Origin of the sequence: Oceanobacillus chungangensis (assembly GCF_003369565.1) — a bacterium.
Lineage (GTDB): Bacteria > Bacillota > Bacilli > Bacillales > Amphibacillaceae > Oceanobacillus > Oceanobacillus chungangensis.
The window spans coordinates 114,105-127,590 of the sequence record NZ_PIOD01000003.1 but is presented as its reverse complement, the minus strand read 5'-3'; the positions used below and the strand labels follow the sequence as shown (position 1 = coordinate 127,590).

Below are 13,486 nucleotides of genomic sequence, written 5' to 3'. Positions count from 1 at the left end.
AAATAAAACACTAAGGTTATGAATGATCATAACTTTAGTGTTTTTTTGTAGATTAGAAAGTCTGGACTACATATCTGATATAGTCGCTAATAGTGATGAGAGTATGGTAATGGGTATGAGACTAAAATGAAAGCATGCTCTATTCAATATATAACATAGGCAAAGAAGGATAAAGAAAATCTGAGATGTAAACTCTGCATAAATTAAAAAAGGAAGGAAGATAATAAAGGGAATATACCTTGAGTATACTTACATCTGATGGGGCCAATCTTCTCCATCAATAAAAGTATCATTCCATTTATTGCCGAATAAAAGATGACTGAAAATGATTGTTGGAAAATATACAATAAAAAAAGCTATCATCAATTTTTATTACGACAGCCTTGTTACATCTATACATACAAAAAAATCCCCATAGTAATTTTACTTGTTGGGAATGAATAAAAATGCTATTATAAGTAAGTTAGGATAGCAATATACTATATAATATATCTATCCAATTATATTATATCAATTCCTAATGGGAAAGTCAACAAAAAAGAACAAAGTAATAGAATGGAGTTGATTTGATGAGTAATGAAAAGGGAAACCGCATGGAAGAACAGCTTAGGGTAGACGCGGTTATCGATGAAATCAACATTAAAGAGGAGAAACTATCTTCACAAATAACAGGATTAAAAGAAAATGTAGTTGAGCTGCGGAAGAGTTTTTGGGACGATATTACAGTAAATATTGATGAACCCGATGATATCATTGAAACACAGGAGAGTATTAAACAACAAGCAGCATTGCTTTCTGAAAAAGAAAGATATCATGGAAAGATTGGCGAAGAATTAAGAACGTTAGAAAAACTGAAAAGCTCCCCGTATTTTGGGAGAATCGATTTTATAGAAGATTCGGAGCTTGAAAAGGAACAAATCTATATTGGAATTACGTCATTGATGGATCAAGGTGAAGAAGATTTTCTAATCTATGATTGGCGTGCACCGATCTCCAGTCTTTATTATGATTTCTCTCCTGGTAAGGCTCATTATGAAACAAGTGAAGGTCAGATTAATGGCGAAATAGCTTTAAAAAGACAATTTATTATTAGTCAAGGCCAAATCCAAGGTATGTTCGATACAGGTGTGACAATAGGAGATCATCTTCTCCAGCAGGCACTTGGCAATAATGCGAGTACGACAATGAAAAATATTGTTGCTACAATCCAAAAGGAACAGAATAAGATTATTCGTAATGAAAAAAGTAATTTATTAATTGTTCAAGGTGTAGCAGGCAGTGGTAAGACATCAGCAGCCTTGCAAAGAATTGCTTACCTATTGTATCGCTATCGTGAGGAGCTAGATGCAGATAATGTTGTGCTCTTCTCACCGAATCCGCTATTTTCAAGTTATATTGCCAATGTACTTCCCGAATTAGGCGAGTCTAATGTGAAGCAAACAACATTTTTGGACTTTTTAAAGGTGGGAATTGGGAAAAAGCTAACGATTGAGTCTCCATTTGAACAGATGGAATACGTCCTGGCAGAAATGAAGGATAATCATGATATTACTAGAATGAAGGGTATGGATTATAAATCAGGCTTGGGCTTTAAACAGATGATTAATCAATTCATTTCTTACTTGAACGATGAGGCAATTCAATTCAGAAATATTACGTTTCGTGGGAGCATGCTTATTTCTAAAAAGCGAATTAGCGATTATTTTTATTCATTGGACAAAGAAATAAGCATACCAAATAAAATGGAGCTCGTTTCAAAATGGCTTCTGCAAGAACTGCGGCAAATTCAACAGTTAGAAAAAGATGAGGACTGGGTAATCGAGGAAGCGGAGTTACTCGATAAAGAAGATTATATGAATGCTTATCAACAAAATGAAGATCAAAATGCTGAGGATGAAGAAGAAATATTACGTAGGCAAGTAGTAAAACGAGCCTTTGCAACAATCAGAAGGCGTGTAAAGCGACTGGAATTTGTTCATATACTTGCGACCTACAAGAAGTTATTTGCTGAGTGGATTCCACCTGTTGCTCCAGAGGGATGGGAGGAAATAAGCGAGCAAACTGCCACTAATTTATCGCGTCTGTTTTTAACATGGGAAGATGCGACACCATATTTATATTTTAAAGAAAAGCTGCTTGGAAACGTCCATGACCGCTCTGTCCGCCAATTAATTATTGATGAGGCACAGGATTACTCTGCATTCCAATTTGCTTACATAAAGGAGGTATTCCCTTACACAAGAATGACGTTACTCGGTGATATTAACCAGGCGATCTATTCGCATATTACAAAGGAAAATCCCCTTGTTCCGGAAACTGAAAAAGGAAGTACGGAAAGAATTACATTAACAAAAAGCTATCGATCGACTAAACAAATTGTCGAGTTCACAAAGTATTTCGCACCAGGCGGGACTTTGATTGAGCCTTTTAACCGAGATGGAAGCAAACCACAGCTTAGCATACTTAGTGAGCAGGATGACTTAGCAGAAAAACTGACAACTAATATTCAAGAATTCAAGGAAAAAGGCTATGAAACCGTCGCGGTCATCTGCAAGACATTAAAAGAAAGCGAAGAGATCGTTCATTTGCTGCAGGATAAAGTGAGTGTAAGAAAAATAACGGAGGAAACATATGCTTTTGAAAAGGGAATATTGGTATTGCCTGTTTATTTAGCAAAGGGTATTGAGTTTGACGCTGTTATTATTCCCGATGCATCCGAAGAGCACTATGGACAAGAGTCAGACCGTACGCTTTTCTATACGGCCTGTACGAGAGCAATGCATGAGCTTTCTATTTTAAGCTTTAACGAACCTTGTCGATTTATTAAAGAAGTTCAAAAAGATAAATACGATGTAGTAGAGTAGATTTTAGAAGGCTTGGAATATACTTATCCTTGAACTATTTGCTTTTAATAAATATATCGAAACCACCACGCTATTATTTTAATGTAAGTAGCGTGGTTTTTGTTTACTTATTAAGAACATGTAAAATCATGAAGAGGACACGGGAAAGAACACCTGACAATGTGACTGAATTGCAAGATCATTGAGAAGAAGCACGTAAGATCTCGAGGGTTAATTACGTGAACACCAGGAAGAAACGCATGATAATAAAAGTGAAGTACAAGAAGCAATTGAGTGGGGAAACATGATATTAACAGTAACCAAGATTGATTTACCTTTAATAGAAATATTACATATCAAAGTGTTTCATTGAATACCATGATATGTAGATAACTGGGGGGAGTTCAGCAAATCCATGTAGTAAACAGTGAGGAATCTTTATGGCAGATAGCACTGCTTTATGATACAAAATCAAATGGTATTAGTTAATCAGTTTAACAATCCAAATGTACTCGTTGTTGGTCAAACATTAGTAATCTCAGAGGAAGTTTGGTTTGAGGATGCGCGAAGTATACTAGCAAAATATGAAGTGGTTAAAGAATGTGGATTAAGAGGATCTAGTTATTGGGTATTAGATAGTCCGTTTCCTGAAAATGGGCCTGTATTGCAACTTAATTTTAGAAATAGAAAGATATAGAAAATAGATCATCCTTGAAGGAAAGTTCTTTTGCTGCAAGGATGTTTTTAAAATCAAGTAGATTTCGGTGCCAAAAAAGTGGAAGAAATAGAAAAGGGCCGGATTGTCTTCTCCTTTGCCCAGTTTTCTCCATGGTTAGGAATTTTGCAACTTGGATATTGTCTGTAAAAAAAGTTTCCTAAACTTCATGCGATCCTCATCAGTAAAGGGCTTCGGTCCTTTTGTTCGTTTGCCGCTTTTCCGGGCCATCGCGCTTAAGTATCGCGTTTGCAAAAGCTGATCTATATTATCGTTTGTATAAGTAAATCCTTTATGATGAAGGACGGCACATCCCTTTGAGAGTCCTAATGATGCAAGTCCATAATCCTGCGTAATGATGATGTCTCCCTTTTTGGCAAGCTTCATAATTCGGTAGTCTGCAGCTTCAGCCCCAGTATCCACATAAATTGTTTCTATACCAGTTGGCTGCTCTGCATTAGAATAATGCGAAATGCTCGTGACTAATGTAACCGGAATTTCTAACCGAGTTCCTTCCTCGATTATTATATTTTTAACTGGACAAGCATCAGCATCTACATAAATTTGCATTATTCTCCTCCTCTCATGGATATCCGTATCGTTAGTAACAATAATACCATAATCCCGTTAATGTCTGCAGAATCAACTTTTTAAAAAATAATAAAAAAAATATATTATTATGCACTTTACAATAGTGTGCGTCATACACTATACTGTATTCAGGAGTTGATCATATGAGCGATGCAAATGAGCATTTGGAAAAGTTGATGCAGGAATTAAGGCGTGGAACAATCACGATTGCTGTGCTTAGTCAGCTTTCGGAACCACAGTATGGTTATTCCCTAGTAACGCTACTCAGTGAAAAGGGAGTACAGGTTGAGCCAGGAACGTTATATCCGTTGCTAAGAAGACTGGAAAAGCAAGGAATACTTGATAGTAAATGGGATACAAATGAAGCAAGACCGAGAAAATATTATTTGCTAAGTGAAACGGGTAAGGAAGTCTTTGATTTACTTGTTATTGAATGGAAAAGCATTGTAAAGAGCTTGAATGGTGTTATTGAAGCTAAAGGAGATGATTCTAATGGAACTGATTAATCGGTATATTTATGCAGTTACCCAGAAGCTGCCACAAGCACAACGAAAGGATATTGAGGAAGAGCTTCGGGGATTAATTGAAGATATGCTGGATGAACGTGTTGGTGATACTGGAATTACTGTTCAAGATATTGAAGCGGTATTGCTAGAGTTAGGGAGTCCGAGAAAGCTAGCAGATCAGTACCGTGGTACAAAAAGATATCTAATCGGACCGGAAATTTTTGATTCCTATATTTTAGTGTTGAAAATTGTTATGATAATTACAGCCTCTGTTATCGGAATTAATTTCGTCATTCAAGTTATTCTAAATCCAGTTGAAATACTCGATCATTTTATCGATCTGATTATTGGCTTGGTAACAGGGCTTCCAACAGCATTTGGCTGGACGACGTTTGGATTTGCCATTCCAGAGATGGCTGGCGCTTATAATTTCAAGGAGTTATCATTAGAATCAGAATGGCGACCATCGGATCTGCCGCCAGTACCCGATGAAAAGAGGCAAATTAAACGAGGAGAAGCGCTTTTTGGAATAATCTTTTACTCCATATTTATCGTCATATTCGCATTTTCAAGTGAATACTTTGGTGTTTGGAGATTCACAGATGAATTTACTGGGGTCGTCCCATTTTTGAATGAACAAACGTATGGAACGTACCTATTATTTATCATTCTAATATTTGGATTTGGAGTAATAAAGGAATGTTTAAAGCTAGTTTTTGGGAAATGGACGTATAAGCTTGCCGCATATACGCTTATTGTAAATTTAATATCAATGGCTGGAGTTTTATTAATGATTAGCGGGCCTGAATTTTGGAATCCAAATTTTGTGATGGAATTAGTGGATGCTGGTATCTTGACTACTGGCAGTGAAGCATTTGACATTGTAAGTAAGATATGGGAACAATCAACATTCTGGATTTTTATTTTGCTAATCATTGGATTAATTTGGGATGCGGTTGATGGATTTATTAGAGCGAGGAAAAAATAGAGGATGAATATATGATGAAAACGGAAAGAGAAAAAATGTTAGCCGGAGAGCTATATAGACCCGCTGATAAAGAATTACTGGAAATGCGGAGCAATGCACGTAGGTTAACGAGATTATACAATCAAACGACGGAAAACGAAGAAGAAGAGCGCAGTAAAATTTTAAAAGAGCTGTTTGGATCGACAGGGAAAAACATTTATATCGAGCCAACCTTCAGATGTGATTATGGTGCAAATATATATGTTGGTGAGAACTTCTATGCGAATTTTGATTGTGTTATTTTAGATATTTGTGACGTTAGAATAGGTGATAATTGTATGCTTGCACCCGGCGTTCATATTTATGCAGCAACACATCCTTTAGACCCAATTGAACGCAATTCTGGCCAAGAGCTAGGAAAGCCCGTTACAATCGGTGACAATGTCTGGATTGGTGGACGTTCAGTTATAAATCCAGGGGTGAATATTGGCAATAATGTAGTTGTTGCTTCTGGTGCTGTAGTGACAAAGGATGTACCTGATAATGTAGTTGTTGGTGGAAATCCAGCAAGAATAATTAAGGAAATAGAGTAGTAAATTGATTGCACGAAAACAAATGGGTTTAAATTTGAAAGATAAAATTACTGATAACAATATGAACAACAAGCTAATTTGCATATAATTTATCAGCAAACTATCAATAATATTAGCAAGTAGGAGGCTGGGGTTAAGTTATGTCCCAGCCTCCTAACTTCAGCTAATGCACCATATTTATACAACTTTTTTTCCAATCCAATGGGCAAGCAAAGCAGCAGGGATTATTAAGAGACAAAAAGGTAGACTGACAAAAATAATTTCCCATGTGATTACTTCATTCACTAATAACGAACGATACAAAACGAAACTGTATGGAATGATAATAATTACGGATGTGAATACACCAGGCGTAATGGTACGAAGCACGATAGATTGACCAATATGAGTAAAGGCATGTAGAAAAAATGTCAACGTAATAATTGTAAAAATATAAATATTACCAAGTAATCCTTGAATCACATATTGATTTGCCATAATGGTAGAACTACTTACGAATAAAAATATTACTAATACGGCTACAGCAAACTGTACTGTTGACATAGAAAATTGTTTAATGACTCTGTCTGCAATTTTCTTCGGTAATGTGTCATACAAGCTAGTGGAGTTTCTTTTTAGCCATTTTTCAACCATAATAATTTCTTCAAAATCATGAAGGATAAACATAATCGGAAATAACCAAATAAGTGTTTGGACATTAAGCCATTGTTCCATAATCCCACATCCTTCTTAACCTTTTTAACCCCACCTGATGATTCAATTAACCTGTGACTTTACTTCAAATAACCTCTTGTATTAATAATGCAATATTGGGAAAATATATTCCGCATTTTACATAGGAAAAGATGATCAATTTGATGATTTAACCCACTGTTTGTGAAATATGTATAATAGACAATAAAATAATAAAAATCTCTAAACAACGGAAACTATGTTGCAACATCCAAAAAAAGATAAAATAGAATCTAAATATAGTATAGAAAACCCAAAAATACACTAAACGCATCAGTTGAAATAACTTATTTAACTATTATCTAAGATAGATTTTATCAAATATTCTGCGTCTGCTCCAACCCCTTGAAGAAGTGCAGACCCCCTGCAAGATTGCCACGGCAATCCTAAAAAATATAATCCCTTTACCGGACTTATCCCCCTTTGATGAAGCAGTTGATTTTTTTCGTCAAAAACTTCAGCTATGTCAATCCAACTATAATCAGATACAAAACCTGTTGACCATATCACATTATTAACGTTTAATTGACTATTGTCTTCAAAAGTAAAATTGTTATTTTGTATCGATCTAGTTCGTGGTTTTAATATTACTTTTTCATTTTTTATGAGTGTTTTGAGCTCGTAACCAAAAATAGGGTCTGGTTGTTTTTTAATAATTTGACCAACCTTAGAATTAACATTTGCTGTATATATTCCTAATTTATCAAACCACCAGAAGATGCTTTTTTTCATTATATCTTGAGGTAGAAATTTAATTCTATGACTAACTGATAAATATGTTTTTCTTTCTTTTGATAATTCTACGGCAATTTGTGATCCTGAATTCCCGCCGCCAACTACTAATACAGCCCCATCTCTTAGTTGTTTCGCATTCATATACTCGGATGAATGTAATTGTAAAACACCATTTGACAATGTATTCATAAACTTTGGCAGAAGCGGTTTCTGAAATGCCCCTGCTGCTATAACCACATTTTTAGCTGAAAATTCTTCTTTATCTGTTGCAATTCGAAATCCATTCTGAGTTTTATGTATTCTTTGAACTGTGGTCTTTAGCTTTAATGGAAGTCTAAATGTATTGGCATATAAAGATAAATACTTTGCGATGTCGTCTTTTGTTGGGTAATCACTCTGAATTCCTTCTAACGCTAGCCCTGGTAGTGAACTATAAGCACGAGGAGTAAACAATCTAAGAGAATCATATCTATTTCTCCAAACCTCTCCAATTCTTTCTCCTTTTTCAAGAATTAGAAAAGATAAATTTGTTTGCTGCAAGTAATACCCCATAGAAAGACCAGCTTGACCACCACCGATAATAATTGCATCATACATAGTAAAATCACCCATTTCTTATTCCCTATACCATAGTAAGGAAAATAGTCTTATTTTTTTATGACATAATAAATAATTGACACACATATTAGTAATAGCTAATATGATTATAACAAAACATATTAGCTATTACTAATATGAAAGGGGAGTATTTATGAATATTAACAATCTTGATATCGATATGAAAGTTAAACTCATCCATGGATTTTCAAATAAAACAAGAATTAAAATTCTCGAAAGTATAAAAGATCAGGAAAAAACAGTATCTCAAATTGTAGAGGAAATTAATGGAAATCAATCGAACATTTCACAGCATCTTGCGTGTTTAAAAGGTTGTGGAATTATCGTGGGCCGGAATGAAGGGAAATACTGCTATTACAGTTTACGTAATCAACATATACGGAATTTATTAACGATGTTCGATGTTGCTCTTGAAGATGTTCAAAATGATGTTGCATGCTGTGAGCATCATATCGATTAAGGGGGATTAAATTGGCTGACCAATGCTGTAGCTCAAATGAAATAACTGAGAATAAAGATGAAAGTTATTGCAGCTCTTCTGATAAATCAAATGCAAAAAAAGAAACTTTAAGTTGTTGTTCATGTGACAATGATTCGGTAAGTAGCTTTAAGCCGATGCCCATTTTAAATCAAGAGAAAACAGGTTGTTGTAGTAATTCAGCCAAAGAAACAATTAATGAATTAGAAAAAACAAGTTGTTGTAGTAATAATGAACAAAAGACAATAAAGACCATCTCAAATTCTCTTCCCTCTGAAGAGAAGATGTTATATAGAGTGCGTGGGATGGATTGTGCTGCTTGTGCAATAACCATCGAAAAAGGATTAAGTAGGCTAAAAGAAATAAGTGAGGTAAAGGTTAATTTCAGTACAGCTAAAATGCAGGTGGCTGCTAGTAATGCTGGTGCCTTTATCCTAATCGAGACTGAAATCAAGAAACTTGGGTATTCTGTTGAACCTTTAAATCAAAAAGGAAATATGAAAATATTTGATATTGAAGGGATGGACTGTAGCAGTTGTGCAAAGAGTATAGAAAACCACTTAAATACGCTTCCTTCCGTTCAAAATATCAGTGTTAATTTCTCTACTGGAAAAATGAAGGTTGAACATTTTGGCAGTGTCGAAGATATTATGTCCGAAGTTTCTAAAATTGGTTATAAAGCTTTATTACAATCTAATAAAAAATCGATACAAACGAACAAAATTAAAAACAATGAAAATGGTTTAGTCATCTTATCAGGTATACTAATAGCTTTTGGTATTTTCGGTTCATTTAATGGGATTTCTACATGGATCTCCACAATATTATACGCCTTAGCAATGGTAATAAGCGGATATAAGCCAGTTAAGAGTGCATTTTATGCAATAAGAAGTCGTTCACTGGATATGAATGTTCTAATGTCTGCTGCGGCTATTGGAGCTGCTCTAATTGGTGAATGGCTTGAAGGCGCTACCGTTGTTTGGTTTTTTGCAATCGGTAACTACCTACAAGCACATTCAATTGAGCGAACAAGGGATTCAATCCGTAATCTTATGGATTTAGCTCCACCAGAAGCGTGGGTCCAAGTTGGTTCAGAGATATTTAAAAAACCAGTAGAAGAAATAATAATCGGTGATATTATCATTGTTAAGCCCGGTGATAAAATTCCATTAGACGGTGAAATCATTCAAGGAGAATCGAGTGTCAATCAGGCTCCAATTACAGGCGAGTCCATTCCAGTTGATAAAACTCTTGGTGATACAGTATACGCTGGAACGATAAATGAACATGGTTCCTTGGAGGTTAAGGTCACGAAGTTAATGGAAGATACAACCATATCCAAAATTATTCACTTGGTTGAAGAAGCTCAAGAACAAAAAGCATCAACAGAAGCATTTATAGATAAATTTGCCAGTATCTATACACCAGTTGTGTTCATTCTTGCAATAGCATTTATGGTTTTGCCTCCACTTCTTGGATTTGGTAATTGGGGAGGGTGGTTTTATAAAGGGCTCGAACTACTTGTTGTAGCGTGTCCTTGTGCTTTAGTCATTTCTACTCCTGTTGCGATAGTTTCAGCTATTGGAAATGCTGCAAAAAACGGAGTCTTAATTAAAGGTGGCAGCTTCTTAGAAAAGGCAGGTACAATTACTGCAATTGCATTCGATAAAACAGGAACTTTGACTGAAGGGAAGCCTAAAGTATCAGAAATCAAAGCATTAACAGTATCGGAAGAAGAATTGCTTTCAATAGCTTTCACATTAGAAGCTTATTCAACACATCCTATTGCTAAATCAATTGTTGATTACGCCAATGAAATAGGAATTCAACCTAAAAATGGTAAGATGTTCAAGAGTATCATCGGAAAAGGTGTAGAAGCAACTATTGAAGAAGATGTTTTTTATGCTGGTAATTTAAAACTATTTGAAGACATGAATGTGCCTTTAGTTGACGTAAAAAATCATGTTCAAGAGATGCAGAACAAAGGGAAGACAGTCGTTATCATAGGGACACAAGATCGAATTTTTGGGATTATTGCAGTTTCTGATATCATACGAGAAACTTCAGCATCAGCTTTAAAAGCATTAAAGCAAAGTGGGGTTAATCAAACAATCATGTTGACTGGGGATAATGAAGGAACCGCAAAAATGATTGCTTCAGAAGCAAATGTGAATCGATATTTCGCAGGATTATTGCCAGAGGATAAAGTAGATTCGATAAAGAAATTACAAAATGAAGGGCATAAGGTGGCAATGGTCGGAGACGGTATTAATGATGCTCCAGCACTCGCAACAGCAGATATAGGTATTGCAATGGGTGGTGCAGGAACGGATACTGCAATGGAGACAGCAGATATTGTATTAATGGCTGATAATCTGGATAAACTTCCTCATACAATGAAGTTAAGCAGAAAGGCTTTAACGATTATTAAACAAAATATTTGGTTCTCTATCATTATTAAAGTCACTGCGCTAGTTTTGATATTCCCAGGATGGCTTACCCTTTGGATGGCTGTATTAAGTGACACAGGCGCAGCATTAATTGTTATCTTAAATGCATTAAGGTTGTTAAAATTTAAAGTATAGGGTTTAAAGAGATGTTTTTTGATTAGAAACATCTCTTTGTTACGAAAAGTATTATTTCACTATGCGCTTTGCTTCGCTGTTCATACGAGGAAGGAATTATCCTGCGGATAAAATAAAAGAACTCATAGGGAGTAAATGATTCCAGCTTAAATAACGTTTCAATGCCATTGCTGTTTTCTTTCGTTCTTTTACTGTTTACTCTAAAAGGCTTTCTACTGAGTCTGTATATGCTTCTACCCATTTAGAAAACGAAAGTTCATTTTCCCAATCTGCCATTTTCGTGGCCTTTGCACTTCCCCAATCCAATACTCGTTGGTGAAGCATATGTACCTTTATTCGTTTTTTAATACTTTCTGTTTCTTTTAAATTACTACAGTACACGTCGAGTAAATGCTTTGAAATTTCCCTTTCATTGTTATCTAAGTAATATGTAATCATCTTTATTAAATCTGTAACAGGATCTGCAAAATAAGCATTGGTAAAGTCAAATACGCCACTTATCTGCCAACTATCGTCCTCTGAATGTACCAAGAAGTTTCCTGGCTTAAAATCTCCCATAATAAAAGTTGGTGAGAAAAAATTAGTGAAATCCTCTTTAGATTCATCTAATAGAGTCTCCGCCCAACGTATATCTTCAGCAGTTATCTCTGAATACTTCTTTGCATCCTCTAACCAATACATAATTCTCTTGAAAAGCCACTGATAATAGGAATCTTTAAAACGATCTATTTCAAATGTTTCAGGATTTAGTTCACCAAAATCTTCAACTCTCCAACTATGAAATGAAGATAAAGTTTTTGCAATTGATTCAGCTATCTTAATTTTATCTTCAAATCTAAGATTTGTTTTCAAATGCTCTGAATTAATATGTTCTCCTTGGAGAAGCGGCATTATAGAGTAACTCCAACCAAATATTTCTTCGGAATCATCAATAATATATGGAATAGGTACTTCAACTTTTGTTCTTTTATTGATATTTTCAATAAAATATTTTTCCTCAACCAATTGACCAGTATAAAGTGGGTTTCCTTTTAAAACAAAATTCCCTTCAGTTGATGAGACAAACATAGTCTGCCCCATCGCCCCAAATGCTGTTTTATTTGATGAAATAAGTTTACCTAAGTGATGCTTATCAAGCATTGACTGTAACTGGTCATTTTTTATAGTTCCTAATTTATTTGATGCAAATATTATTTTAACAGTCATTTAATATCCCCCAAGCCAATATAAACTAACATATCTTTAAACTTCGCTACCAATTTGAAAACTCCTTCTCCCATAAGATAATAAACTTCTTTTTCAACAAATCTGCAACTCAATGAAATGATGATAATTAATATCCTAATTAAGGTTATGAATCTTCTCAAAAGCTGATATATCAATAAAGAATAGGTGATAAACGCAATGCGAATTGCATCTAATCACTATGTTAGTTCGTGTTACTTATCTTGAACTGGACATGATTAATATCAACCTAAGTTATTCGTAGTTTATATATATCGACAAGAAATAAAAACTGATCCCAAAAAAGTATTCCCAGATGAAGCGTAATTGATTATAATTATTTAATCAATTACGCTATTAAAATTATTTAATCTCTAAAGAAAATGGAGGGATTTATATGAAGCTAGTAAAGGTAGAGAAGCGATGGCAGTCTGAGCATGAAGCCTATGTTAAGGAATGGGGTTCAGCACGTATGGTTCCTAGTAGTTTTAGTTTATCTGGGTATGATACATATGAAGCATATTTAGAGGAACTAGAGATGCGCCAGCAAGGCATAGAAAATTGGGTGCCAAATTCAAATTATTTTTTAATAGATAATCGGAATCGTATCGTAGCGATGGTGAATATCCGTCATAGATTAAACGATTATTTACAAAATATCGGTGGTCATATCGGTTACGGTGTTAGACCGTCTGAACGGCAAAAGGGCTACGCAACGCTTATGTTGGCCCAAGCATTGAAAAAATGTAAAGAACAGGAGCTTAAGCGTGTACTTGTCACTTGTGATGATGATAATATTTGCTCTGCGAAAGTGATTTTGAAAAATGGTGGTATTGAGGATGAGCCATTCCGAGATGAGGATGGCAGTGTAATAAGGAGATTTTGGATTGAACTATAAA

Annotated in this window: 11 protein-coding genes and 1 pseudogene; 8 read left to right on the top strand and 4 right to left on the bottom strand. The window is 34.9% G+C overall.

Annotation, left to right across the window (positions count from 1 at the left end; translation table 11 throughout):
* Positions 1-569: 569 nt before the first annotated feature.
* Both helD and CWR45_RS03305 read left to right on the top strand, forming a co-directional pair.
* On the top strand, positions 570-2,864 hold the full coding sequence (helD, locus tag CWR45_RS03310) for an RNA polymerase recycling motor HelD (protein ID WP_115748375.1): 2,295 nt from the start codon (positions 570-572) through the stop codon (positions 2,862-2,864).
* A 523-nt stretch (positions 2,865-3,387) separates the two neighbouring features.
* Positions 3,388-3,540, top strand: a pseudogene (locus CWR45_RS03305) (spore gernimation protein); the annotation flags it as partial.
* 135 nt (positions 3,541-3,675) lie between these two features.
* On the opposite strand, the gene CWR45_RS03300 reads toward CWR45_RS03305, so the two are convergent.
* Complete coding sequence (locus CWR45_RS03300) at positions 3,676-4,128, bottom strand: YaiI/YqxD family protein (RefSeq protein WP_115748374.1); 453 nt, start codon at positions 4,126-4,128, stop codon at positions 3,676-3,678.
* Between the two features lie 164 nt (positions 4,129-4,292).
* Between CWR45_RS03300 and CWR45_RS03295 the strand changes: the two genes are divergently transcribed.
* The 3 genes from CWR45_RS03295 to maa are packed head-to-tail and all read left to right on the top strand — an operon-like array spanning position 4,293 to position 6,215.
* Entirely contained in the window at positions 4,293-4,655 is a 363-nt protein-coding gene (locus CWR45_RS03295; protein WP_115748373.1) for a PadR family transcriptional regulator, read from the top strand.
* Positions 4,642-5,643, top strand: coding sequence for an HAAS signaling domain-containing protein (locus CWR45_RS03290; protein ID WP_115748372.1), 1,002 nt, complete (start codon positions 4,642-4,644; stop codon positions 5,641-5,643). Before CWR45_RS03295 ends, CWR45_RS03290 begins: the two co-directional genes overlap by 14 nt.
* A gap of 14 nt (positions 5,644-5,657) precedes the next feature.
* On the top strand, positions 5,658-6,215 hold the full coding sequence (gene maa / locus CWR45_RS03285) for a maltose O-acetyltransferase (protein ID WP_115748371.1): 558 nt from the start codon (positions 5,658-5,660) through the stop codon (positions 6,213-6,215).
* Between the two features lie 177 nt (positions 6,216-6,392).
* Here maa and CWR45_RS03280 read toward each other — a convergent pair whose 3' ends face one another.
* Together CWR45_RS03280 and CWR45_RS03275 are read right to left on the bottom strand one after the other, a co-directional pair.
* The gene (locus CWR45_RS03280) at positions 6,393-6,929 is read right to left on the bottom strand and encodes an HXXEE domain-containing protein (protein WP_115748370.1); all 537 of its coding nucleotides are present in this window, start codon (positions 6,927-6,929) and stop codon (positions 6,393-6,395) included.
* A 309-nt stretch (positions 6,930-7,238) separates the two neighbouring features.
* The gene (locus CWR45_RS03275) at positions 7,239-8,279 is read right to left on the bottom strand and encodes a flavin-containing monooxygenase (protein WP_115748384.1); all 1,041 of its coding nucleotides are present in this window, start codon (positions 8,277-8,279) and stop codon (positions 7,239-7,241) included.
* A gap of 154 nt (positions 8,280-8,433) precedes the next feature.
* Between CWR45_RS03275 and CWR45_RS03270 the strand changes: the two genes are divergently transcribed.
* Positions 8,434-8,760: an ArsR/SmtB family transcription factor gene (locus CWR45_RS03270; RefSeq protein WP_211315923.1), complete on the top strand. Its 327-nt coding sequence runs from the start codon at positions 8,434-8,436 to the stop codon at positions 8,758-8,760.
* 155 nt (positions 8,761-8,915) lie between these two features.
* Entirely contained in the window at positions 8,916-11,363 is a 2,448-nt protein-coding gene (locus CWR45_RS03265) for a heavy metal translocating P-type ATPase (protein ID WP_115748382.1), read from the top strand.
* Between the two features lie 195 nt (positions 11,364-11,558).
* On the opposite strand, the gene CWR45_RS03260 is transcribed toward CWR45_RS03265, so the two are convergent.
* Positions 11,559-12,569 carry a phosphotransferase family protein gene (locus CWR45_RS03260; RefSeq protein WP_115748369.1) on the bottom strand — a complete coding sequence of 337 codons (1,011 nt, stop codon included), beginning with the start codon at positions 12,567-12,569 and terminating at the stop codon, positions 11,559-11,561.
* A gap of 415 nt (positions 12,570-12,984) precedes the next feature.
* On the opposite strand from CWR45_RS03260, the gene CWR45_RS03255 reads away from it, so the two are divergent.
* Positions 12,985-13,485, top strand: a complete 501-nt coding sequence (locus CWR45_RS03255; protein ID WP_115748368.1) for a GNAT family N-acetyltransferase — start codon at positions 12,985-12,987, stop codon at positions 13,483-13,485.
* Position 13,486: the final 1 nt, after the last annotated feature.

What these genes read in the sequence shown, in the direction of transcription:
- helD (WP_115748375.1), top strand. Translation starts at nt 570, where the DNA reads ATGAGTAATGAAAAGGGAAACCGCATGGAAGAACAGCTTAGGGTAGAC.
- CWR45_RS03300 (WP_115748374.1), bottom strand. Translation starts at nt 4,128, where the DNA reads ATGCAAATTTATGTAGATGCTGATGCTTGTCCAGTTAAAAATATAATA.
- CWR45_RS03295 (WP_115748373.1), top strand. Translation starts at nt 4,293, where the DNA reads ATGAGCGATGCAAATGAGCATTTGGAAAAGTTGATGCAGGAATTAAGG.
- CWR45_RS03290 (WP_115748372.1), top strand. Translation starts at nt 4,642, where the DNA reads ATGGAACTGATTAATCGGTATATTTATGCAGTTACCCAGAAGCTGCCA.
- maa (WP_115748371.1), top strand. Translation starts at nt 5,658, where the DNA reads ATGAAAACGGAAAGAGAAAAAATGTTAGCCGGAGAGCTATATAGACCC.
- CWR45_RS03280 (WP_115748370.1), bottom strand. Translation starts at nt 6,929, where the DNA reads ATGGAACAATGGCTTAATGTCCAAACACTTATTTGGTTATTTCCGATT.
- CWR45_RS03275 (WP_115748384.1), bottom strand. Translation starts at nt 8,279, where the DNA reads ATGTATGATGCAATTATTATCGGTGGTGGTCAAGCTGGTCTTTCTATG.
- CWR45_RS03270 (WP_211315923.1), top strand. Translation starts at nt 8,434, where the DNA reads ATGAATATTAACAATCTTGATATCGATATGAAAGTTAAACTCATCCAT.
- CWR45_RS03265 (WP_115748382.1), top strand. Translation starts at nt 8,916, where the DNA reads ATGCCCATTTTAAATCAAGAGAAAACAGGTTGTTGTAGTAATTCAGCC.
- CWR45_RS03260 (WP_115748369.1), bottom strand. Translation starts at nt 12,569, where the DNA reads ATGACTGTTAAAATAATATTTGCATCAAATAAATTAGGAACTATAAAA.
- CWR45_RS03255 (WP_115748368.1), top strand. Translation starts at nt 12,985, where the DNA reads ATGAAGCTAGTAAAGGTAGAGAAGCGATGGCAGTCTGAGCATGAAGCC.